Origin of the sequence: Streptomyces tailanensis (assembly GCF_008386495.1) — a bacterium.
Classification (GTDB): domain Bacteria; phylum Actinomycetota; class Actinomycetes; order Streptomycetales; family Streptomycetaceae; genus Streptomyces; species Streptomyces tailanensis.
Map to the genome: position 1 here is coordinate 48,908 of NZ_VTHJ01000046.1, position 22,059 is coordinate 70,966.

Consider the following 22,059-nt stretch of genomic DNA (forward strand, 5'->3'; position numbering starts at 1 on the left):
CACTCGCCGCAGCCCCCGGCCGGCGACCGTTTCGACTGTCAGGTGGCCGTGAACTCCACGGGGAGGTTTCGCAGCCCACGCATGATCAGCCCACCTCGCCAGCGCAGGTCCATGGGGTCAGCGGCAAGCCGAAGGTCGGGTAGACGGCGCAGCAAGGTGGCCAGCGCGGTGCGGCCTTCGAGACGGGCGAGCGGGGCGCCGATGCAGTAGTGGATGCCATGTCCGTAGCCGAGGTGCTGGTTGTCCCCGCGGGAGAGATCGAGCGTGTCCGGCTCGTCAAAACGAGCGGGATCACGGTCGGCAGCGGCGAGGACCACGAGCACGGGATCGCCGGAAGCGATTCGTTGCCCACCCATTTCGAGGGGCTCCGTTGCGTAGCGCCAAGTAGCCAGTTCGACAGGGCCGTCGTAACGGAGAAGCTCTTCGACGCCGGTGTCGAGTAGTTCCTGTTCGCCGCGCTCGAGCGACTTCTGTAGTTGCGCTCGCTGCTGTGGGTTGCGCAGCAGCGCATACGTACCGTTGCCGATAAGGTTGATAACCGTCTCAAAACCAGCAAACAGTAGTACGAAACACATGGCCGCGGCTTCGTTCTCGGTCAGGTGCTCGCCATGGTCGGAGGCGCGGATGAGGCCGGAGATGAGGTCTTCGCCGGGGTCGGGCTTGTCCGGGAGCGCCTCCCGTTTGCGGTGGATCAGCTCGGCGAGATAACTGCGCATCTTCTTGACCGACCGGGCAACGCCGCCTCTGGGCCCTCCGCTGTGCCGGATCATCATGCCCGCCCAGTCCCGGAAGTCGTCCTGGTCCTCGCGCGGGACGCCGAGCAGGTCGCAGATGGCGTAGATAGGGAGGGGGAACGCGAACTCGTGGATGAGGTCGGCGCTTCCGGTGTGTGCGAACTGGTCGATGAGGTGGTCGGTCAGCTCTTGGACGCGGGGTGCGAATTCCGCCACTCGGCGGGGTGTGAACGCCTTGGAGACAAGCCGGCGGAGCCGCGTGTGGTCCGGTGGATCGATGTTGAGCAGGTGCGTCATGAGGTTGGCGCTGCGTTCACCGGGGATGCCCGTCCTGCTCTTGCCGTGGGCGTCTTCGGAATGGTGCACGGGATTCTTGGAGAGCCGCGAGTCGGCGAGCGCCTGTCTGGCGTCCGCGTACCGAGTCACGAGCCACGCTTCGACCCCGCTGGGGAGCCGCGTGCGGTGCACCGGGGCGTGCTCCCGGAGCCAGGCGTAGGCGGGGTAGGGGTTGCTGGCGAACTCCCAGGTGAAGAGTTCGGGTTCGATGTGCGGGGCGTTCACGAGGTGACGGTACCGGGAGCCGCGTCGCATGGGTGAGGACGCTGAACTGTGCAATTCCCCTTCAACTGCATAGAGCGACAGATAGGGTTCCTGAAATGGCACCGGCCCCAGAGCGCTTGCAGCAGCGCAAAGGAGCCGGAACCTTCCCGGCGGTGAGCCAACACCCCGGGGACGGAACAGTCTCGGAGGACTGAACATGCCCATTGTGGCACGCCCCTGCCTTGCCGCCCCTGCGGCCGTCGTCGTCGCCAACTACGCGCGCGTCTCTACCTTCGACCAGCTCGACGGCTTCGGACTCGAGGCCCAGGACAAGGTTTCCAACGGGTGGCTCGACCGACACTCTGAAGTCACCGTCTACGACTCCTATGTGGACGAAGCCGTGTCCGGGGCCTTGGAGAGCCGCCCTGAGATGGACCGCCTCGTCACTGACGCACACCAGCAGCGCTTCAACCGCATTCTCGTCCCCAAGGTCGACCGCATCGGGCGTACTGCCCGAGCTGCCTATCAGTGGGCATGGAACATGGCCGACATCGGCATCTACTTCATCTCGGTCACCGAAGGCATCGACACCAGCACCGAAGCGGGCTGGCAGCAGTTCACGCGATATGTCACCTTCTCCGAGATGGACTGGCGACGCATCAAGGAGCGCACCGTCGCCGGCCGAGAGCTGAAGATCAGTTACGGCGGCTGGCCCGGTGGCCCGGCTCCCTACGGCTACAGGATCGAGAAGGACGCCAAGGAAGTCGGCGGACGCCGTAAACGCTTCTCCGTCCTCGTCACCGACGGCCATGAATCCATGGTCCTCGCCGTCGCCGCGGAACTCATCGTCGACCAGGGCATGAACCTCACCGAGGCTTGCGAGGAACTCAACAACCGCAAGCTCCTCACCCGTAGCGGCGTCCCCTGGAGCGTCGGCAACCTCCGTAACCGCCTCCACAGCGAAACCATTCACGACGGCTACGTGGTCTACCGAAAGACCAATCGCAGTAACGGGAGGAACCACACCCGCCGATGCGACGACGGCACCCCCGTCCATGGTGACCAGGTCAGAATCGGCGTCCCGCCCATCTTCTCCGACGAGCGGGCCGCGCAACTCATGGCCGCTTTGAAGGAACTCGGCTTCCAGAACGGTCGGCGAGGGAATTGTGTCTACCCCCTCACGGGACGGATTCACGGCACGTGTGGCGAGGTGTACACAGGGGCCGGCAGGGGCGTCGGCCGGTCGTACCGCTGCAAGGGAGGTCTCAAGGACCCCTCGTGCCGCGAGCCCTACTTCGAGGCTGACGATATCGAAGGTGCCGTCTGGAAGGAGCTGGCCAGGATTCTCGACGAGGAAGGGCATCTACGGGACCTGGCGTCCGAACGGGTGGGCGGCCTCTCCGGAGACAAGGAGAAGTACGAGAAGCGCGTCGCCGAGTTCACTACCAGAATCGCCGAACAGGAGCACCTGATCGAGGTGCGCATCCCCGAGTACGTGCGCGCCGACGTCGACCCAGCGGTACTCAAGGCCTCCATCACGGGGCTTGAGGCCGAACTGGCGGAATTCCGGGAGCAGCGCAGGTTCGCCCAGCAGTGGCTGGAGGCGTACAGCGAGCATGAACGCCAGGCGCGCAACCTCGTCAACATCGCGCGACCAACGCCGACGAGCGGCTGGAGAGCCTGACGTTGGAAGAGTGCAAGGAAGTCTTCGACATGTTCGACCTCAAGGTCGTTCTCGGCGGTATGACCGACCACCGCAAGTCCGGCGTGAGGTGCGCTGTCAGCGAGTGGCACTGGAGGACCGGCACGAAGGTGCCTCCGGACCCCGACGACGAGCAGTGGGAGAACGTGCTGGAAGTGCTGCAGCCGTATTTCACCAAACGCCACTTCACGAGTAGATGCGACATCCGTCTCCAGTTCGAAGGGATGCTCCACCGTCTTCGGCACGGCCTCTCCTGGAGCGATATGCCCCATACTTGGGGGCCCGTCGACTCGATTCGCGTGCGCCAGCTTTCCTGGTGGCAGAAGGGCGCATGGCCGGAGGTCATGAAGGCCCTGGACGCCGGCACCACTGGAGTCGACGCGTACAAGCGGCCGACCTTGCCACAGCTCACGGTGACAGGCCGGTTTTGGGCCGGGCTGCTTGCGGAGGTCCGGAGTGAGGTCACCGGAGACATGGGACGGCGGCAGTAGCCGACCCCGCTTGGCGCGGCGGGCTCATCATGCGGGGATTGCGCATGCTTCCGGTCGAGTTCAAGCCGGCTCGGGTGGCCGATGGTGGTACGCCGTAAGCGGCCCGTAGCAGTACCCCACGCGGCGCCGAAACATGACACACCCTCAAGTCTGTGATCTTCACGTGATCTACGCTGCATTAACTTGTGACAACTGATCGACTGCCGATACGTTCACACGTCAGTGCGAAGGGCGTGGCCGGTCCAGCCCGTCACACCCTTCGCACGGTCACTGCTGTCGTGTGAAAGGCAACCGCATGCTCTCCGGGACCGGTCGTCACCGTCGCCCCCGTCAGGCTCCGGCCCTCCTTGTCGCGGCCGGAGTGACCGGCTCCGCCATCGCCATCCCATTCCTCGGCGCCACCGGCGCGAGCGCGGCCAGCGGAACCACCTGGGACCAGGTGGCGGACTGCGAGAGCGGCGGCTCCTGGAGCGCGGACACCGGCAATGGGCGCTACGGCGGCCTCCAGATGACCCAGGAGAGCTGGGAGAGCTATGGCGGCCTCGACTACGCCACCAGCCCCGACCAGGCCAGCCGTTCGCAGCAAATAGCCGTCGCCGAAAAGATCCTCGCCGACCAGGGCGTCGGTGCCTGGTCCACCTGCGGGCTGCTCCACAACCTCGGCGGCGACTCCGGCACCGCCGATGTGGACACCGGCGTCGCGGACGATTCGTCGAACTCGGGTGATTCATCCAGTTCTGCCGACGGTTCTGCCGACAGGTCTACCGAATCGACGAAGTCGGCTGAATCATCCGAAACATCTGACTCCTCCGAATCTTCCGACTCGTCCAAAACATCCGAATATTCGGCGGATGTCACGGAAGGTTCCATCAACGCCGACGTCGACTCGGGCGACTCCAAGAGCTCCGGCGACTCCGATGAATCCGGCGAATCCGGTGACTCCGGCGGCGATGTCTCGCAGGGATCCGACAGCTCTCCCGCAGATGACGCCGAGGCCGGCAGTGGTCGCCACCGGGGCGCGAGCGCCGACGAGAGCGACGCCGACGACAACTCCCGTACCGAATCCTCGTCGTCCTCGTCATCCATGTCCTCGGGCCGTCACGCCTCCCGTGACGGCGAGGCCGCCCGGGAAACCGTCGACGCCGTCCACTCCTCGTACACCGTCCGCGAAGGGGACAGTCTGACGTCCATCGCCGACTCCCTTGCCCTCCAGGGCGGGTGGCGTGAACTGTACGCGGAGAACGAGGTCACGGTTGGAACTGACCCGGACCTTATCCTTCCCGGTCAGACCCTCGAAGTCGGTGTCGAAACGGGCGAAGAGTAGCGGGAGTTCGAGTCACGGTTCGCCCATGAATGCCCGTTTTGATCTCGGTGGGAGATGAATCACAGACCCCCTGATCGCCTTTGATATTCGGCGATTCACGTGTTTACGGTCGTGACCGCTCGCCACAGCGGGCCCCTGCGGTCGTCACGCCGAATCCTGCCAACGGCCGCGTGGGAACAGTCGTCGCGTCAAGCGCCGTAGGCAGGAGCGGGGGACCCAAGGTAAGTGCCGGGTCCGGAAGTTGAGGCCCTTCGGGGTCGTACGACCGGAACCGGCTCGGGGTGAAGCCGCGCGATGTGAGCCGAAAGGCGCACGAGCGCGGCCGGGCAACTCAACCGGCCCGAACCCGACAGCTCACCTCGCAGGCGTCGGTGAGGGGATCACTCGATGCTGTTTTCCAGCAAGGGCAAGCACCGCCGCCCGAGCAAGGCCGCCCGTGCCATCGCCGCCGCCGGTGTCACCGGCGCCGCCGCCATCGCCGCTCCGCTGATGGTCGCCGGCAGCGCCTCCGCCGCCACCGCCTCCGAGTGGGACGCGGTCGCCCAGTGCGAGTCCGGCGGCAACTGGTCCATCAACACCGGCAACGGCTACTACGGCGGTCTGCAGTTCTCCGCCTCCACCTGGGCCGGGTACGGCGGTACGAAGTACGCCGCCACCGCCGACCAGGCCACCAAGGCTCAGCAGATCGAGATAGCCGAGAAGGTCCTCGCGGGCCAGGGCAAGGGCGCCTGGCCGGTCTGCGGCACGGGCCTGTCCAGCGCCTCCTACGACGGTGCCGCCGCCGGCAGCGGCTCCTCGAACTCGAACTCCGGCTCGAACTCCGGCTCGAACTCCAGCTCCTCGCAGGAGAGCACCCAGGAGACCCGCGCCTCCCGCTCCTCCGAGCGCGCCACCGTCGAGACCCCGACCGGCAAGAAGGTCAAGAAGGGCGACGGCGAGTACAAGGTCGTCTCCGGCGACACCCTCAGCGGCATCGCCGAGGCGGAGAACGTCGAGGGTGGCTGGGAGAAGCTCTACGAGCTGAACAAGGACATCGTCGACGACGCCGACTTCATCTACCCCGGCCAGCAGCTCCACCTGAGCTGACGACCGGGCGGATGTGACCGGGCGCGTGGGGCCGGTCCGGTATGACTATGACTGGACCGGAACGGCTGTGCCGAAAAAATAGGCCGCTCCTCAGCTGAACCACAGTCCGCTCACATCCGTGTCCTCCATAGTGAAGACCTCGTGAGGGCATTCCCCCGTCCCCCACGGGCTCCCCGCTCCGGTGCGCATTCCCCCGTACGCACCGGAGCGGGGCTTTTTCTTGCCCGCCCTCCCTCCTTCTCGCCTCCTCCTCTCCTTGTTCACCTCCCCACCTCCCTCTCTTTGTTCCGGCGTGAAACAATCGGTACGGTCTGTTCGTCCACGGGACGGTCGGTCCGCTGCCGACAGCCCCGGGGCGGTTAGGCTCTAGTCGCAAACAGCGTCACATCGCGTCACATCCCAAGAAGGAGATGCTCGTGCCGTCCATCGACGTCGTCGTAGCCCGGGAAATCCTGGACTCCCGAGGCAACCCCACGGTCGAGGTCGAGGTCGGCCTCGACGACGGCAGCACGGGGCGTGCCGCCGTTCCGTCCGGCGCCTCCACGGGTGCCTTCGAGGCCATCGAGCTCCGTGACGGCGACCCCAACCGCTATCTCGGCAAGGGCGTCGAGAAGGCCGTCCTCGCGGTGATCGAGCAGATCGGCCCGGAGCTCGTCGGCTACGACGCCACCGAGCAGCGCCTGATCGACCAGGCGATGTTCGACCTGGACGCCACCGACAACAAGGGCTCCCTCGGCGCCAACGCCATCCTCGGCGTCTCCCTCGCCGTCGCCCACGCCGCCTCCGAGGCCAGCGACCTCCCGCTCTTCCGCTACCTGGGCGGCCCGAACGCGCACCTGCTGCCGGTGCCGATGATGAACATCCTGAACGGCGGCTCGCACGCCGACTCCAACGTGGACATCCAGGAGTTCATGATCGCCCCGATCGGCGCGGAGTCCTTCTCCGAGGCGCTGCGCTGGGGCGCCGAGGTCTACCACACCCTCAAGAAGGTGCTGAAGACCAAGGGCCTGTCCACCGGCCTCGGCGACGAGGGCGGTTTCGCCCCGAACCTGGAGTCCAACCGCGCCGCCCTCGACCTCATCCTTGAGGCGATCAAGGAGGCCGGCTACACCCCCGGCGAGCAGATCGCCCTGGCGCTCGACGTCGCCGCCTCCGAGTTCTACAAGGACGGCGTCTATACCTTCGAGGGCAAGGAGCGCTCCGCCGCCGAGATGACCGAGTACTACGCCGAGCTCGTCGAGGCGTACCCGCTCGTCTCCATCGAGGACCCGCTGTTCGAGGACGACTGGGCCGGCTGGAAGGTCATCACCGACAAGCTGGGCGACAAGGTCCAGATCGTCGGCGACGACCTCTTCGTCACCAACCCCGAGCGCCTCGCCCGCGGCATCGAGGAGGGCTCCGCCAACGCCCTGCTGGTGAAGGTCAACCAGATCGGTTCCCTCACCGAGACGCTGGACGCCGTCGAGCTGGCCCAGCGCAACGGCTTCAAGTGCATGATGTCCCACCGCTCCGGCGAGACCGAGGACGTCACCATCGCCGACCTCGCCGTCGCCGTGAACTGCGGCCAGATCAAGACCGGCGCCCCGGCCCGCTCGGACCGCGTCGCCAAGTACAACCAGCTGCTGCGCATCGAGGAGATCCTCGACGACGCCGCGGTGTACGCCGGCCGCAGCGCGTTCCCCCGCTTCAAGGGCTGAGGCCCTCTGTAGGGCAGCAGTAGGAAGCGTCGTACGTACGTCCCCGTACCCGGTCCCGTACCGTGTGCGGGGACGTACGCGCATCGCGCCGTGAGTGAAGGGGAAGTGGGACATGGCCGTGAAGGACCGGGACCGTTTCTCCACGGCGACCAGGCTGAAACTGCTCGGTGAGCAGACGGCCGCCCGGGTCTACCGCTCCCAGACCAAGCGCCAGGCCCGCCGCTCCCGGCTGACCGGCCGCGCCGCGCTGCTCGCCCTCGTCCTCTGCTCGATGATCGTGGCCCTTGCCTACCCCATAAGGCAGTACGTCTCCCAGCGCGCCGAGATCGCCGAGTTGCAGCGGCAGCGCGAGGAGGCGCGTGAGCGGGTCGAGGAGTTGCGCGACCTCAAGGCGCGCTGGCAGGACGACGCGTACGCCGAGCAGCGCATCCGGGAGCGGCTGCACTATGTGATGCCGGGCGAGACCGGCTACACGATGATCGACCCGGACGCGGCGAAGCAGTCCCGTACGACGCAGGGGGCGGCCGACCGTCCCTGGTACACCAATGTCTGGGACGGCGTCGACAAGGCCGACGCCGCCGACAGCTGAACGGTCACCCCGTGACCGTGAACCGAAGAGCCACACCGAGGACTTGAGTAGCACGTTATGCAGACGCCCCCGCCGCCCACCCCGCGCACCGAGCCCACCGACGCGGACGTCGAGGCCTTCCAGCAGCAGCTCGGGCGCCCGCCGCGCGGGCTGCGCGCGATCGCGCACCGCTGCCCGTGCGGACAGCCGGACGTCGTCGAGACGGCGCCGCGCCTGCCGGACGGCACACCCTTCCCGACGACGTACTACCTGACGTGCCCGCGCGCCGCCTCCGCGATCGGCACGCTGGAGGCGAACGGCGTGATGAAGGAGATGACCGAGCGGCTGGCCAAGGACGAGGACCTGGCCGCGGCCTACCGGGCCGCTCACGAGGACTACATCCGGCGCCGCGACGAGATCGAGGAGCTGAAGGGCTTCCCGAGCGCCGGCGGCATGCCCGACCGCGTGAAGTGCCTGCACGTCCTGGTGGCGCACTCGCTGGCCGCCGGCCCCGGCGTCAACCCGCTGGGCGACGAGGCGATCGAGATGCTGCCGGAGTGGTGGGCGAAGGGGCCGTGCGTGGTTCCCGCCGAGGAGGCCGGCAAGTGACCCGCGTCGCCGCCGTCGACTGCGGTACGAACTCCATCCGTCTCCTCGTCGCCGACGCGGACCCGGACACGGGTGAACTCGTCGAACTGGACCGGCGGATGACCATCGTCCGCCTCGGCCAGGGCGTCGACCGTACGGGCCGGCTCGCCCCCGAGGCGCTGGAGCGGACCTTCGCCGCCTGCCGTGAGTACGCGGCGGTCATCAAGGAGCACGGTGCCGAGCGGCTCCGTTTCGTCGCGACCTCCGCGTCCCGCGACGCCGAGAACCGCGACGAGTTCGTACGAGGGGTGCTGGACATCCTCGGTGTCGAGCCCGAGGTGATCTCCGGGGACCAGGAGGCCGAGTTCTCCTTCACCGGCGCCACCAAGGAACTGCTGGACCGGGAAGACTTCGCCAAGCCCTTCCTCGTCGTGGACATCGGCGGCGGCTCGACCGAGTTCGTGGTCGGCGACGACCATGTGTGCGGGGCCCGCTCGGTGGACATCGGCTGCGTACGGCTGACCGAGCGGCACCTCGTCCGGGACGGCGCCGTCGTCGACCCGCCGGGCGACGAGCAGATCGCCGCCATACGTGCCGACATCGAGGCCGCGCTGGAGCTCGCGGAGCGGCATGTGCCGCTGCGGGAGGCGCACACGCTCGTCGGACTCGCCGGCTCGGTCACGACCCTGTCCGCGATCGCCCAGGACCTCCCGGCGTACGACTCGGTGGCCATCCACCACTCCCGGATCCCCTACGAGCGCGTCCGGGAGATCACCGAGTGGCTGCTGCGGTCGACGCACGCCGAGCGCGAGGCCGTCCCGTCGATGCATCCCGGGCGCGTGGACGTGATCGCGGCCGGTGCCCTCGTACTCCTGTCGATCATGGAGCGGATCGGGGCGGAGGAGGTCGTGGTGAGCGAGCACGACATCCTGGACGGAATCGCCTGGTCTGTCGCGTGAGTAGCGAAGTCTTTGCTACTTGTCGGTAGCCTCGGTTGAGCTGGTCGGATAACGTATGAGCGCGTTCCAGGGGTGCCTCGGTGCCCCTCGATGACGTGCCGCCGGAAAACTTCGTGAAGTTCTTCACAAGAGAATCGGCCCTGATGGGCGACGTTTTGAGGCTGTGCAGAGCCTACGGGGGCTCCGGTGGGTCAACAGGGTGCCACCGAGAGGGGTGCGCGGTGGTCTCGTCCGGGTGAAAACGCGGCCGGTTCGGAGTGTTCTCCAAGGGGTCACGCGGCCGGAAGGGCAGTTCACGCGGCCTTGACAACGTCCGGCCGCACAAGGGGGTTCCCCGCCGGGACCATGACCTGCGTCACGGGGGTCGCGCAGTGTAGCAGAGGGTGTGTGGAAGCTTGTGAAGGGGCGCACGAGCACCCCCCGGATGGCGGGTACATACTCGATGGCATGAGCACCACGGAGCGTCCCAGGATCCTCGTAGTAGGCGGTGGGTACGTAGGCCTGTACGCAGCTCGGCGCATCCTCAAGAAGATGCGCTACGGCGAGGCGACCGTCACGGTCGTCGACCCCCGGTCGTACATGACCTACCAGCCCTTCCTCCCCGAAGCCGCCGCCGGCAGCATCTCCCCGCGGCACGTCGTCGTCCCACTGCGACGCGTGCTCCCCAAGGCGGAGGTCCTCACCGGCCGGGTCACCACCATCGACCAGGACCGCAAGGTCGCCACCGTCGCGCCGCTGGTCGGTGAGGCGTACGAGCTGCCCTTCGACTACCTGGTGATCGCGCTCGGCGCGGTCTCCCGCACCTTCCCGATCCCCGGCCTCGCCGAGCAGGGCATCGGCATGAAGGGCATCGAGGAGGCCATCGGCCTGCGCAACCACGTCCTCGAACAGCTCGACAAGGCCGACTCCACGACCGACGAGGACGTCCGCCGCAAGGCGCTCACCTTCGTCTTCGTGGGCGGTGGCTTCGCCGGTGCGGAGACCATCGGTGAGGTCGAGGACATGGCCCGCGACGCCGCGAAGTACTACAAGAACGTGTCCCGCGAGGACATGCGCTTCGTCCTCGTCGACGCCGCCGACAAGATCCTCCCCGAGGTCGGTCCGAAGCTCGGCCTCTACGGCAAGGAGCACCTGGAGGGCCGCGGGGTCGAGGTCTACCTCAACACCTCCATGGACTCCTGCGTCGACGGCCACGTCGTGCTGAAGAACGGCCTGGAGGTCGACTCCAACACGATCGTCTGGACGGCCGGCGTCAAGCCGAACCCGGTCCTCTCGCGCTACGGTCTGCCGCTCGGCCCCCGCGGCCACGTCGACGCCCAGCCGACCCTCCAGGTCACCGGCACCGACTACATCTGGGCCGCGGGCGACAACGCCCAGGTCCCGGACGTCGCCGCCCGCAAGGCCGGCGTCGAGAACGCCTGGTGCCCGCCGAACGCGCAGCACGCGCTGCGTCAGGCCAGGGTCCTCGGCGACAACGTGGTCTCCGGTATGCGGGGCTTCCCGCAGAAGGAGTACGCGCACTCCAACAAGGGTGCGGTGGCGGGCCTCGGCCTCCACAAGGGCGTCGCGATGATCGTCATGGGCAAGATGAAGATCAAGCTGCGCGGCCGCCTGGCCTGGTACATGCACCGTGGCTACCACGGTCTCGCCATGCCGACCTGGAACCGCAAGATCCGCGTCTTCGCCGACTGGACCCTCGCGATGTTCCTCAAGCGCGAGGTCGTGTCGCTGGGCGCCATCGAGTCCCCTCGCGAGGAGTTCTACGAGGCGGCCAAGCCGGCGCCGGTCGCTGCCGCGAAGACCGGGGAGAAGGCCAAGGCGTCCTGACCTTTCCGGTCGCCCCCTGCTCGACCTGAAGGACCTCCCGCCATCCGTGGTGCGGGAGGTCCTTCGGCGTTCTGGGTGCCTTCCAGCTCGGGGGGTTCGGTGCGTTGGCGGGTGCGGGTGATTCGTGGTTGTTCGCGCAGTTCCCCGCGCCCCTTAAAAGCCAGGGGGCACCCCCAGTCTTTCAGGGGCGCGGGGCTGTGACATATGCGGCTCCGCCGCGTGGGCGCGAACAACCCCCACCCACCCGCAGCCGCCAACGCACCTCCAACCCCCGAGCTCGACCGCGAAAGCACTCGGCGGCAGAGGGAAACGCACTTGTAACGCGCCCGGGGGACTGCGGCCGAGCCCCGCAGGTGTTTACGTATGGACTGGACATTCCGGGATCTGTCGTCACGGAGGTGTGCACCATGCAGGACGCCGCGTCGCGGCTGAAGACACTGTTCGAGCAGGCACTGGGGGCTCCGCTCCCAGTCCGGCTGAGGGCATGGGACGGTTCGGAGGCCGGTCCGCCGGAGGCTCCCGCGCTGGTGGTACGGAACCGCAGGGCCCTGCGCCGGCTGCTGTGGAAGCCGGGCGAGCTGGGCCTGGCCCGGGCCTGGGTCGCGGGCGACCTGGGTGTCGAGGGGGACCTGTACGCCGTACTGGATCTGATGGCGGACCAGGTGTGGGAGCGCGGGGAGGACGCCCGCGGCCTGACCGAGGCGCTGCGTGATCCGGAGGTGCGGGCTGCCGTCAGGGGGTTGCTGAAGCTGGCCGGGCCTGCCGTCCTCGTGCCGCCCGAACCGCCCCGCGAGGAGATCCGCGGAAGCCGCCACCGGCACACCAGACGCAGCGACAGACGCGCCGTCAGCCACCACTACGACGTGGGGAACGACTTCTACGAGATCGTCCTCGGCCCGTCGATGGTGTACTCGTGCGCGTACTGGCCGGCCCCCGAAGGCCACCCCGAAAGCCACCCCGAAAGCCACCCCGACAGCACCCTCGAAGCCGCCCAGCGCGACAAGCTCGACCTCATCTGCCGCAAGCTCGGCCTCCGGCCGGGGCAGCGGCTGCTGGACGTCGGCTGTGGATGGGGTTCCATGGCCGTCTACGCCGCCCGGGAGTACAGCGTCGGCGTTGTCGGCATCACGCTGTCGCAGGAGCAGGCCGCGTACGCCCGTAAGCGGGTCGCCGAGGAGGGGCTGGCCGACCGGATCGAGATCCGCGTCCAGGACTACCGCGACGTCACCGACGGGCCCTACGACGCCGTCTCGTCCATCGGCATGGCCGAACACGTGGGCGCGGACCGGTACTTGGAGTACGCCGAGGCCCTGTACGCGCTCCTCACCCCCGGCGGGCGGCTCCTCAACCACCAGATCTCACGGCGGCCGCAGCACGACGAGGGCTCGTACTCCCTCGACGGGTTCATCGACGCGTACGTCTTCCCGGACGGCGAACTCGCCCCCATCGGCACTACTGTCACCCAGCTCGAACGCGCCGGGTTCGAGGTCCGGGACGTGGAGTCGATCCGTGAGCACTACGCCCTCACCCTGCGCCGCTGGGTGGCCAACCTGGAGGCCGACTGGGCGTATGCGGTGCGGCTGACCAGCCCCGGGCGGGCTCGTGTGTGGCGGCTGTACATGGCCGCCTGCGCGCTCGCCTTCGAACGCAATCGCATCGGTGTCAATCAGGTGCTGGCCGTCCGGACTCCCGAGTCCGGCGACTCGGGGATGCCGCTGCGCTCCCGCACCTGGAACTGAGCGGAAGGGGCCCCGTTCCAGTACAGGAACGGGGCCCCTTCAGAAGTCCTCCCGCGCTACTCCGACTTGATCGCCGTCAGCATGTTCAGCTTCGCCGCACGCCGGGCCGGCCAGAGCGCGGCCAGGATGCCGACCGTGCCGGCCAGCAGCAGGAAGAGGGCCATGCGGGCCCACGGCAGGACCAGCTCGTACGTCGGCATGCTCGCGGCGAGCAGTTCGCCGGCCGCCCAGCCGAAGAAGACACCGAGACCGATGCCGAGGACACCGCCGAAGAGGGAGATGACCAGTGACTCCAGACGGACCATCCGCTTGATGCCCCGGCGGTCCAGGCCGATCGCGCGGAGCATGCCGATCTCCTGGGAGCGCTCGAAGACGGACATGGCGAGGGTGTTGATGACACCGAGGACGGCGACGATCACGGCCATGGCCAGCAGGCCGTAGAGCAAGTTCAGCATCAGGGTGAACATGCTGGCGATCTGGTTGGAGATGTCCTGCCGGTCCTGGACCTGGATGGCCGGGTTGTCGCCGAGAGCCTTCTCCAGCCGGTCCTTGGTGGCGTCGGAGGCGCCCGCCGAGGTCTTGACCATGACCTGCATGTCGGCCGGGTCGGTGCCGGCCGGCAGCCGTTCGGTGAGCGTCGCGCTGTCCAGGAGGACGCCGCGGAGCAGCTCGTTGCCCTCGTAGACCCCGGCGACCGTCAGCTTCTGCCGCTCGCCGCCCTCGAACGCGGCGGTGAAGGACGAACCGGCCTTCCAGCCGCGTCGCTTGGCGGTGTCGGCGTCCACGACGACGTTCGTGCCGCCGACCTCGAACGCCCCGTTGTCGATCGTGAGGTCGGTGAGCTCGCGGATGGCGGAGCCGTTGACGCCGGTGAGGTACTCGGTCTCGTCGCCGATGACGGACTCGGCGTTGCGCAGCGGCGAGGTCGCGGTGACGCCCTCGGCCGAGGCGAGCTTCTTCTCCACATCGGGGGAGAGGAAGTTGCCGTTGGCCATCGAGACGACGTAGTCCGCCTTGATGGCGTCGGCGGCCATCTTTTCGATCGACGTCTGCAGGCTGCCCGCCATCACCGTCATCCCGGTGATCAGGGTCAGGCCGATCATCAGGGCCGAGGCGGTCGCGGCGGTACGGCGCGGGTTGCGTACGGAGTTCTGCCGCGCGAGCTTGCCGGAGACGCCGAACACGCGCAGCACCGGGGCGGCGGCCGCGATGAGCGGACGGGACAGCAGGGGCGTGAGGACGAAGACGCCGATGATCAGGAGTACGGCGCCGAAGCCCATCGGGGCCTGGCCGTCCGAGCCGTCCATGGTCGTGGCGTAGAGGACGGTGGCGATGCCCGCGCCCGCGAACAGCGCGCCGATCGTGTTCCGTACGACGAGCGACTTGGTCGTCGCGGGCGCGTGCACGCTGCCCATCGCGGCGACCGGCGGGATCTTCGCCGCGCGGCGCCCGGGCAGCCAGGCGGCCAGCATGGTGATCAGTACGCCGACCAGCAGGGCGGTGGCGACCGTGCCGGGCGAGACGACCAGCGGGCCGGCCGGGACGGTCGCGTCGAGGGCGCCCATCAGGGACCGCATTCCGGCGCCGATGCCGACACCGGCGGCAAGACCGGCGACTGCGGCGACCGCGCCCACCACGAACGCCTCGACCAGGACGGAACGCGTCACCTGACGGCGGGAGGCGCCGACCGCGCGCAGCAGGGCCAGCTCCTTGGTGCGCTGGGCGACCAGCATCGTGAAGGTGTTGGCGATGATGAACGTGCCCACGAACAGGGCGATCCCGGCGAACACCAGCAGCCCGTTCTTCAGCCCGCTCGTGGACGAGGCGATCAGCGTGGCCTGCTCGTCGGCGAGTTGCTGTCCGGTGGTGGTGGCGGCGGTGTCGTCCGGGACGATCTTGTCTATGGCCGTCTGGAGCTGGGCCTGGCTGGTGCCGTCCGCCGCCCGCACGGCGATCTCGTCGTACTGGCCCTCCCTGTGGAAGAGCTTCTGGGCGGTCGCCGTGTCGAACACGGCGAGGCTGCCGCCGGCGGCGACGTTGCCGTCGTCCGTCGTGAAGATCGCGGTGATGGTCGAGGTGAGGACCGGCCCGTCGACGGACAGCCGGATGGTGTCGCCGACCTGGTAGCCGGCGCGGTCGGCGGTCTCCGAGTCGATGGCGATCTCGTTCTCGCCCTTGGGCGCACGGCCGCCGTCCTCGATCGGGTACCGGGGGTCGTCGTCACCCCAGTAGTTCCCGCCCTGCGACTGGAAGCCGCCGCCGATCAGCTTGCCGTCCTTGTCGGCGAGGGCGGTGAAGCCGCTGACCACACCGATCGCGGACGCGGCACCGGGGGCCTTCTCGACCTTCGCGAGCAGCTCCGGCGTCAGCTTCGGCTGCTCGGCGACCTTGCCGCCCTCGTTCGGGCGGCCCTCCGGCTGGATCGCCACGTCCACGTGGTCGAAGCCCTTGGCCGAGCTCTTCTGCAGCGCGTCCGAAATGGTGTTCGTGAAGACCAGCGTGCCCGACACGAAGGCGACGCCGAGCATCACCGAGAGCACGGTCATGAGAAGCCTGGCCTTGTGCGCGAGCACGTTGCGCAGGGCGGTACGGAACATGAGGGATCCCTGTTCGGGGTCGATGGTGGTCGTGTGGGTGGCTGTCGAGGGCGGGCACTTCACAGCCGGGTCGGGGCACACTCAGCCCGTCGTGGGGGGGTCCCCCGCTCAAGCGAAGCCGAGAGTGGGGGAGTTTGAGGACGAGGCCGTTCAGGCCGAAGCGGGGGTCTGGAGGCGGCAGCCCCCAGGGCGGGCGAACCCCCTTAGCTGGTCCGCCCCTTGGCGTCGAACCGCTTCATCCGGTCCAGCACGGAGTCCGCCGTCGGCTCGTGCATCTCGTCCACGATCCGCCCGTCCGCGAGGAACACCACCCGGTCCGCGTACGCCGCCGCCACCGGATCGTGCGTCACCATCACCACGGTCTGCCCCAACTCCCGTACGGAGTTGCGCAGAAAGCCCAGCACCTCGGCCCCCGAACGCGAGTCGAGGTTTCCTGTCGGTTCGTCACCGAAGATGATGTCCGGCCGGGAGGCGAGCGCCCGCGCCACCGCGACCCGCTGCTGCTGGCCGCCGGAGAGCTGGGCGGGCCGGTGGGTCAACCGGTCGGCCAGGCCCACCATCCGGATCACGGTGTCCAGCCACTGCTTGTCCGGCTTACGGCCCGCGATGTCCATCGGGAGGGTGATGTTCTCCAGCGCCGTCAGCGTCGGCAGCAGGTTGAACGCCTGGAAGATGAAGCCGATCTTGTCCCGGCGGAGCTTGGTGAGCTGCTTGTCCTTCAGCGAGCCCAACTCGGTGTCGCCTATGCGCACGGACCCGGTGGAGAAGGTGTCCAGGCCCGCCACGCAGTGCATCAGCGTGGACTTGCCGGACCCTGAGGGGCCCATGATCGCGGTGAACTCGGCCTGCCGGAAGTCGATGGTCACCCGGTCCAGGGCGACCACCCGGGTCTCACCCTGTCCGTAGATCTTCGACAGTTCCGTGGCACGGGCGGCCACGGCGGTGGACCGGTCGGCAAGGGAAGTGTCGGCGAGGGGAGTGGTCGTCACGGGTGGGGACTCCTGTCGGGACGAGGACGTTGGTCGAGGGATGCCTCCATCGTCGCGACGCGGGGCCGCCGTGTAGTCAGTCGCAGTCCTGGTTCCGGGGGCAGACTTCTGACGGACGGACGGGCGCCCTGTCATACCTGGGTATGACGGCCGCCCCCAAGGGGTGCTCGGACTACACGAGTCACCGCGTCATCTGCCCGGCCCCTGGAGAGCCGCTCGTTCGGGCGGTGACGGGCGGTGAAATTCCGTCATTCCGCATACGCCGGGCCGGGCCGTCCGAAAGGCTATTGGCAAGTGCGGATGGCGCGTTCCCTGGGCTGATGCACCCTCAGACGTCAATAAAATAAGACAACATCGGTCCGCTCGTCCGCTGTTCGGGGGAAGCCTCCCGATAGGCTCGGAACCTCAGCGCGGACCCCATGGCCTGCCCGGATGGTGGAATGCAGACACGGCGAGCTTAAACCTCGCTGCCCCTCGCGGGCGTACCGGTTCAAGTCCGGTTCCGGGCACCTCCGACCGATATCGAACAAATTCCCCTTTCCTCGACTCACCCGTGCCCCCGGGCCGCCTCACCTCCGCCCGGGCCGCCCCACCCGACGCGCCGGAGTTGATCTCCGCCGGGTCGCGGGCGTGTACCGGGTTGGTCATGGTTGGTCATGGGGTTGAGGAGGTCGACGCGGGGAATCACGGAGACGCGTAGCGTGTTCGATGTCATGGCAGGAGTAAGTCCTGTCAGGGGAAAGATCCTCCCCAAGCACTAGAGGCAATCCTTTGCCTACCCATTACTCTTGAGCCAAGGCCACGCAGGGTGGCCATGGAGGAGTGAAATGAGGAGCAGCAACCCGGTCTTCTCGCGACGGGGGTTCAGCCGCGACAACGGCTACGCGGGCTTCAACACCGCGCCGCAGGCCGGGGGAGCAGCTGTCGGCACCCAGGGCAACCCCTACGCCCAGCAGGGCGGCAACCCGTACGCGACGAACCCGTACGCCCAGCAGGACGTCCAGCACGGCGCCCCGCCGCAGGCCCCGGTCCGCACCGGTGCCATGACCATGGACGACGTCGTCATGCGCACGGCCATGACGCTCGGCACGGTCGTCGTCGGCGCGGTCCTCGCCTGGGCCCTTCTGCCGGTCACGCCCACGAGCTACGGCCTCGCCATCGGCGCCGCGCTCATCGCCTTCGTCCTGGCGATGGTGCAGTCCTTCAAGCGCAAGGCCTCGCCCGCGCTGATCCTGACGTACGCCGCCTTCGAGGGTGTCTTCCTCGGCGTCATCAGCGAGATGTTCAACACGCAGTGGTCCGGCGCACCCTTCCAGGCGGTGCTCGGCACCATGGCCGTCTCCGGCGCCACCCTCCTGGTCTACAAGGCGGGCTGGATCCGGGTCACCGCGCGGTACGCCCGTATCGGCATGACGATCGCCGTCGCCTTCATCCTGGTCATGGCGGTCAACCTGCTGCTGGTCGTCTTCGGTGTCGCCGAGGACGGCGGACTGCGCAGCATGGGTCCGCTCGGCGCGATCGTCGGCATCCTCGCGATCATCCTCGGCGCGTTCTTCCTGACCCTCGACTTCAAGCAGATCGAGGACGGCATCGCCTACGGCGCCCCGCGTGAGGAGTCCTGGCTGGCCGCGTTCGGCCTGACGATGACCCTCGTGTGGATCTACATCGAGATGCTGCGGCTGGTCGCGATCTTCAGCGGCGACGACTAAAGGCCATACGCTCAGTGAAGGGCCCGCGAACCGAGGTTCGCGGGCCCTTCGCCGTTTCCGGCTGCCCAAGCGGAGCGCGTCCGCTCAGAGGAGTTTGCGCGCAGCCCTCCTCAGGTCGTACTCGTGAACGATCGCCTTGGCGTGGCCGTACGCGAGGTCGTACTCGTGCCGGAGCCAGCTGACCTTCTCCTCGAAGTTGAAGAGAGCGGGGCCTTCATCGACTTTGCGCAGCCAGTCGGAGACTTCACGACCGGTGCAGTGGGGGATGCGGGCGAGCAGATTGCGATGGGTCTCCTCGGAGAAGACTTGGGACATCGGCGCCTCCGGACGAAAGGGAATGTAAGCCGGTCCTTCAAGTCACGTTGCCTGAGCCGCGGCCTGTTGGCAACAGTCCCGTTGTGGCGCGTACGCTCGCGGCGTGCTTGATACGACGCCGTTGACCCGTGCCGTGGACCATTTCGCCGACCGGTTGCGGGCCGCGCCGCAGAGTCGGCTGCAGCGGGGCGCCGCCGCGGAGGCGCTGGCGCTGGCCAGGGAGTTTGCGGTTCGCGCGCAGCGGTTGGAGGCGCCTGAGGGGCCCTTGCGGGAGATGCCGGATGCGGGGATGTTCGCGGCGGCTGATCAGGTCATGGTCGCCGGGAATGATCTTGCGTTGGTTTTGCGGGATGAGGCCGGGTTGGCTGAGGCGGTCGCTTTGGTGGAGGAGGCGCAGCGGCGGGCGGGAGTGTGAGCCGGTGTCCATTCGCCGTGGGGTGCTCGCTTTGACGGCGGGTGGGGGTTGTGGTGGGTGCTCGCGCAGTTCCCCGCGCCCCTTTAGGATCGGCGGCGCCGATAAGGAACCCTCCTTACAGCGACGCTATGACCCTGTCCGCCAGGATGTAGACCTTTTCCTCGCCGCATTCGAACGTGAGTGTGTAGGCGCCGGAGATGCCGGAGCCGCCCAGGAGGACCGGGGTGTCGCCGGTGCGGAGGGCGCCGGCGAGGCGTTCGGCGGTTTCGCGGTGGCCGGGGGTCATGCAGAGGGTGGTGCCGTCGGCGAAGACGTAGACGTCGAGGGTGCCGAGGGGGCCCGGGCGGACGTCGGCCAGCTCGGTGCGGGAGGCGGCGAGGTCCTCCAGGCAGGCGACCGTGCGCTCGTGGTCGTTGGTGACCGGGGACTGCACCGGGACGAAGTCGGGGTGCGAGGGGTGGCGGCGGCGGGCCGCGGCCAGTTCCGCGGAATCCCCGGCGAACTCGTCACCCTCAAGGCTCGGCTCGGTCACCGGTTCGAGGTGCTCCAGGCCCGCGAAATCGGACTGCCGGGGCAGGAACAGCTCACTGTCGGGCAGACCCAGCAGGGAGGGCGCGTCCGTGACGTCACGCGCCTCCTGGGCGGCCCAGAACGCCCGCGCCTCGGCGAGCTCCCGCTCCCGCTCCTCGGCCAGCGCCTCGGCCACGGCGGCGCGTATCTCCTCCGTGTCGGCGGCCGGACGGGCGGCCGGTACGACGGGCCGCGCACCCGCGGTCCGGCTCTCGGCCAGCTCGGCGTGGAGTGCGGCGACCTGCCGGCGCAGACCCGTGAGGGTGCGCAGGACGGCGACGCCCACGACGGCGGTGGCGGCCGTGGTGAGCAGCAAGGCGATCGGCATGGCGCTCACTGACGTACTCCCGGTTCAAAGTCGACCCCCGACTTCCTACATCAGCTTGAAGGGCGGACTAACCAGCTGTCAGTGCGTAACGTCACGAAACGGGCATGAATTTTGGCCCGATGTTTGGTGGTGAAACGCCCCTGAGCTGCGTAAATCGCTTTCCGGGGGGTGATAGGTCACATCCTGGGGGAGATTGGATCACAAATCGGCCCAGAGTCCCGGAGTTTCCGGGACTCTGGGCCAGAGAATCACGCTCAGTTCCGCGGCGGTGACGCCGGGGTGCTCAGCTGAGGCGCTCGATGACCATCGCCATGCCCTGGCCGCCGCCGACGCACATCGTCTCCAGGCCGAACTGCTTGTCGTGGAACTGGAGCGAGTTGATCAGTGTGGTGGTGATGCGGGCGCCGGTCATGCCGAACGGGTGGCCGACGGCGATGGCACCGCCGTTGACGTTCAGCTTGTCCAGCGGGATGTTCAGGTCGCGGTACGACGGGATCACCTGGGCGGCGAAGGCCTCGTTGATCTCGACGAGGTCGATGTCGTCGATGGTCAGGCCCGCGCGGGCGAGGGCCTGCTTCGACGCCTCGACGGGGCCGTAGCCCATGATCTCGGGGGAGAGGCCGGACACGCCGGTGGAGACGATGCGGGCGAGGGGCGTGAGCCCCAGCTCGCGCGCCTTGGTGTCGGACATGATGACCAGGGCGGCGGCGCCGTCGTTCAGCGGGCAGCAGTTGCCGGCCGTGACCAGGCCGTCCTCGCGGAAGACCGGCTTCAGGCCCTGGACGGCCTCCAGGGTGACGCCGGCACGCGGACCGTCGTCCTTGCTGACGACCGTGCCGTCGGGGAGCGTCACGGGGGTGATCTCGCGCTCCCAGAAGCCCTTCTTGATGGCCTCCTCGGCGAGGTTCTGCGAGCGGACGCCGAACTCGTCCATCTCCTGGCGGGTCACACCCCAGTGCCGGGCCAGGTTCTCGGCGGTCTGGCCCATCGCGATGTACGGGTCGGGCAGCAGGCCGTCCTCGCGCGGGTCGTGCCAGCCGGCGCCGGTCGACTTGGAGACCGCCTCCGTACGGGCCTCGGCGTCCGCGAAGAGCGGGTTGTGGGTGTCGGGCATGCCGTCGGAGCTGCCCTTGATCATGCGGGACACCGTCTCGACACCGGCCGAGATGAAGACGTCGCCCTCGCCGGCCTTGATGGCGTGCAGGGCCATGCGGGAAGTCTGCAGCGAGGAGGAACAGTAACGGGTGATGGTGCAGCCCGGCAGGTGGTCCATGCCCATCTGTACGGCCACGATCCGGCCCAGGTTGTGGCCCGACTCGCCGCCGGGGAGGCCGCAGCCGAGCATCAGGTCGTCGATGTCCCTGGGGTCCAGCGCCGGGATCTTGTCCAGGGCCGCCTGGATGATCGTGGCGGTGAGGTCGTCGGGGCGGAGGTCCTTGAGCGAGCCCTTGCCCGCGCGGCCGATCGGGGAGCGGGCGGCTGAGACGATCACGGCTTCGGGCATCACGGCTCCAGATAGGAAGGGGCGGCGCGTAGCGCCTCGTTGAGGGGCGGTGGTCGGGTGACGGGCGGGAGTGCGGCTTGTAGGGCTGTGGGGGAAGTTACCCGTACGTATGGTTCGGGTCACGGGAATGCGGGTGTGACACCGACCGCACTTTTCTAAGCGCTTGCTTTTTGGGGCCGGGTGCGTAATGAGGTGGCCGGGTGCCTCATGAGGGTGGGGTGTGGGGTGCGTTGGCGGCTGCGGGTTGTGGCGGGTTGCTCGCGCAGTTCCCCGCGCCCCTTAAAAGCGCCGGGCGCCCCATGCCGTTAGGGGCGCGGGGAACTGCGCGACCAGCCCCCACGCACCCGCAGTCGCCGGCGTACCCCACACCCCACCCC

General features: G+C 68.3%; 18 protein-coding genes, 1 tRNA gene and 1 riboswitch. Of the genes, 13 read left to right on the forward strand and 6 right to left on the reverse strand.

Features of this window, described 5'->3' with window-relative positions; genetic code table 11:
• Nucleotides 1-38 precede the first annotated feature (38 nt).
• Nucleotides 39-1,295: a cytochrome P450 family protein gene (locus tag F3T56_RS31280; protein ID WP_342787011.1), complete on the reverse strand. Its 1,257-nt coding sequence runs from the start codon at nucleotides 1,293-1,295 to the stop codon at nucleotides 39-41.
• 196 nt (nucleotides 1,296-1,491) lie between these two features.
• Here F3T56_RS31280 and F3T56_RS31285 point away from each other — a divergent pair, with 196 nt between their 5' ends.
• The 10 genes from F3T56_RS31285 to F3T56_RS31330 all read left to right on the forward strand — a co-directional run bounded on the left by F3T56_RS31285 (nucleotide 1,492) and on the right by F3T56_RS31330 (nucleotide 13,255).
• A complete protein-coding gene (locus F3T56_RS31285; protein WP_149828712.1) occupies nucleotides 1,492-2,958 on the forward strand; it encodes a recombinase family protein in 1,467 nt (488 codons plus the stop codon).
• A 29-nt stretch (nucleotides 2,959-2,987) separates the two neighbouring features.
• Nucleotides 2,988-3,467 (forward strand): transposase, encoded by a 480-nt coding sequence (locus tag F3T56_RS31290; protein ID WP_149828713.1) that lies wholly within the window; start codon nucleotides 2,988-2,990, stop codon nucleotides 3,465-3,467.
• A 295-nt stretch (nucleotides 3,468-3,762) separates the two neighbouring features.
• Nucleotides 3,763-4,791, forward strand: a complete 1,029-nt coding sequence (locus F3T56_RS31295; protein ID WP_149828733.1) for a LysM peptidoglycan-binding domain-containing protein — start codon at nucleotides 3,763-3,765, stop codon at nucleotides 4,789-4,791.
• Between the two features lie 183 nt (nucleotides 4,792-4,974).
• Nucleotides 4,975-5,174, forward strand: a riboswitch (cyclic di-AMP (ydaO/yuaA leader).
• A gap of 4 nt (nucleotides 5,175-5,178) precedes the next feature.
• Complete coding sequence (locus tag F3T56_RS31300) at nucleotides 5,179-5,877, forward strand: LysM peptidoglycan-binding domain-containing protein (protein ID WP_149828714.1); 699 nt, start codon at nucleotides 5,179-5,181, stop codon at nucleotides 5,875-5,877.
• A gap of 410 nt (nucleotides 5,878-6,287) precedes the next feature.
• Entirely contained in the window at nucleotides 6,288-7,574 is a 1,287-nt protein-coding gene (gene eno, locus F3T56_RS31305) for a phosphopyruvate hydratase (protein ID WP_149828715.1), read from the forward strand.
• 112 nt (nucleotides 7,575-7,686) lie between these two features.
• Entirely contained in the window at nucleotides 7,687-8,163 is a 477-nt protein-coding gene (locus F3T56_RS31310; RefSeq protein ID WP_149828716.1) for an FtsB family cell division protein, read from the forward strand.
• A 57-nt stretch (nucleotides 8,164-8,220) separates the two neighbouring features.
• The gene (locus tag F3T56_RS31315; RefSeq protein ID WP_149828717.1) at nucleotides 8,221-8,751 is read left to right on the forward strand and encodes a DUF501 domain-containing protein; all 531 of its coding nucleotides are present in this window, start codon (nucleotides 8,221-8,223) and stop codon (nucleotides 8,749-8,751) included.
• The gene (locus F3T56_RS31320) at nucleotides 8,748-9,689 is read left to right on the forward strand and encodes a Ppx/GppA phosphatase family protein (protein ID WP_149828718.1); all 942 of its coding nucleotides are present in this window, start codon (nucleotides 8,748-8,750) and stop codon (nucleotides 9,687-9,689) included. The genes F3T56_RS31315 and F3T56_RS31320 overlap by 4 nt, the downstream gene beginning before the upstream one ends.
• 447 nt (nucleotides 9,690-10,136) lie before the next feature.
• A complete protein-coding gene (locus F3T56_RS31325; RefSeq protein ID WP_149828719.1) occupies nucleotides 10,137-11,516 on the forward strand; it encodes an NAD(P)/FAD-dependent oxidoreductase in 1,380 nt (459 codons plus the stop codon).
• 407 nt (nucleotides 11,517-11,923) lie between these two features.
• Nucleotides 11,924-13,255, forward strand: a complete 1,332-nt coding sequence (locus F3T56_RS31330) for an SAM-dependent methyltransferase (RefSeq protein ID WP_149828720.1) — start codon at nucleotides 11,924-11,926, stop codon at nucleotides 13,253-13,255.
• A 56-nt stretch (nucleotides 13,256-13,311) separates the two neighbouring features.
• Here F3T56_RS31330 and F3T56_RS31335 read toward each other — a convergent pair whose 3' ends face one another.
• The gene (locus F3T56_RS31335; RefSeq protein ID WP_149828721.1) at nucleotides 13,312-15,852 is read right to left on the reverse strand and encodes an ABC transporter permease; all 2,541 of its coding nucleotides are present in this window, start codon (nucleotides 15,850-15,852) and stop codon (nucleotides 13,312-13,314) included.
• Between the two features lie 203 nt (nucleotides 15,853-16,055).
• Nucleotides 16,056-16,841 (reverse strand): ABC transporter ATP-binding protein, encoded by a 786-nt coding sequence (locus F3T56_RS31340; RefSeq protein WP_149828722.1) that lies wholly within the window; start codon nucleotides 16,839-16,841, stop codon nucleotides 16,056-16,058.
• A 426-nt stretch (nucleotides 16,842-17,267) separates the two neighbouring features.
• Here F3T56_RS31340 and F3T56_RS31345 point away from each other — a divergent pair.
• Together F3T56_RS31345 and F3T56_RS31350 are read left to right on the forward strand one after the other, a co-directional pair.
• Nucleotides 17,268-17,350 (forward strand) — tRNA-Leu (locus tag F3T56_RS31345).
• Nucleotides 17,351-17,668: 318 nt separating this feature from the next.
• A complete protein-coding gene (locus F3T56_RS31350; protein ID WP_149828723.1) occupies nucleotides 17,669-18,550 on the forward strand; it encodes a Bax inhibitor-1/YccA family protein in 882 nt (293 codons plus the stop codon).
• 84 nt (nucleotides 18,551-18,634) lie between these two features.
• On the opposite strand, the gene F3T56_RS31355 is transcribed toward F3T56_RS31350, so the two are convergent.
• The gene (locus F3T56_RS31355; RefSeq protein WP_149828724.1) at nucleotides 18,635-18,865 is read right to left on the reverse strand and encodes a DUF4287 domain-containing protein; all 231 of its coding nucleotides are present in this window, start codon (nucleotides 18,863-18,865) and stop codon (nucleotides 18,635-18,637) included.
• Between the two features lie 103 nt (nucleotides 18,866-18,968).
• Here F3T56_RS31355 and F3T56_RS31360 point away from each other — a divergent pair, with 103 nt between their 5' ends.
• Nucleotides 18,969-19,280 carry a hypothetical protein gene (locus F3T56_RS31360; RefSeq protein WP_172639230.1) on the forward strand — a complete coding sequence of 104 codons (312 nt, stop codon included), beginning with the start codon at nucleotides 18,969-18,971 and terminating at the stop codon, nucleotides 19,278-19,280.
• Nucleotides 19,281-19,395: 115 nt separating this feature from the next.
• Here F3T56_RS31360 and F3T56_RS31365 read toward each other — a convergent pair whose 3' ends face one another.
• Complete coding sequence (locus F3T56_RS31365) at nucleotides 19,396-20,178, reverse strand: hypothetical protein (RefSeq protein WP_149828735.1); 783 nt, start codon at nucleotides 20,176-20,178, stop codon at nucleotides 19,396-19,398.
• Nucleotides 20,179-20,461: 283 nt separating this feature from the next.
• Nucleotides 20,462-21,682: an acetyl-CoA C-acetyltransferase gene (locus F3T56_RS31370; RefSeq protein WP_149828725.1), complete on the reverse strand. Its 1,221-nt coding sequence runs from the start codon at nucleotides 21,680-21,682 to the stop codon at nucleotides 20,462-20,464.
• Nucleotides 21,683-22,059: the final 377 nt, after the last annotated feature.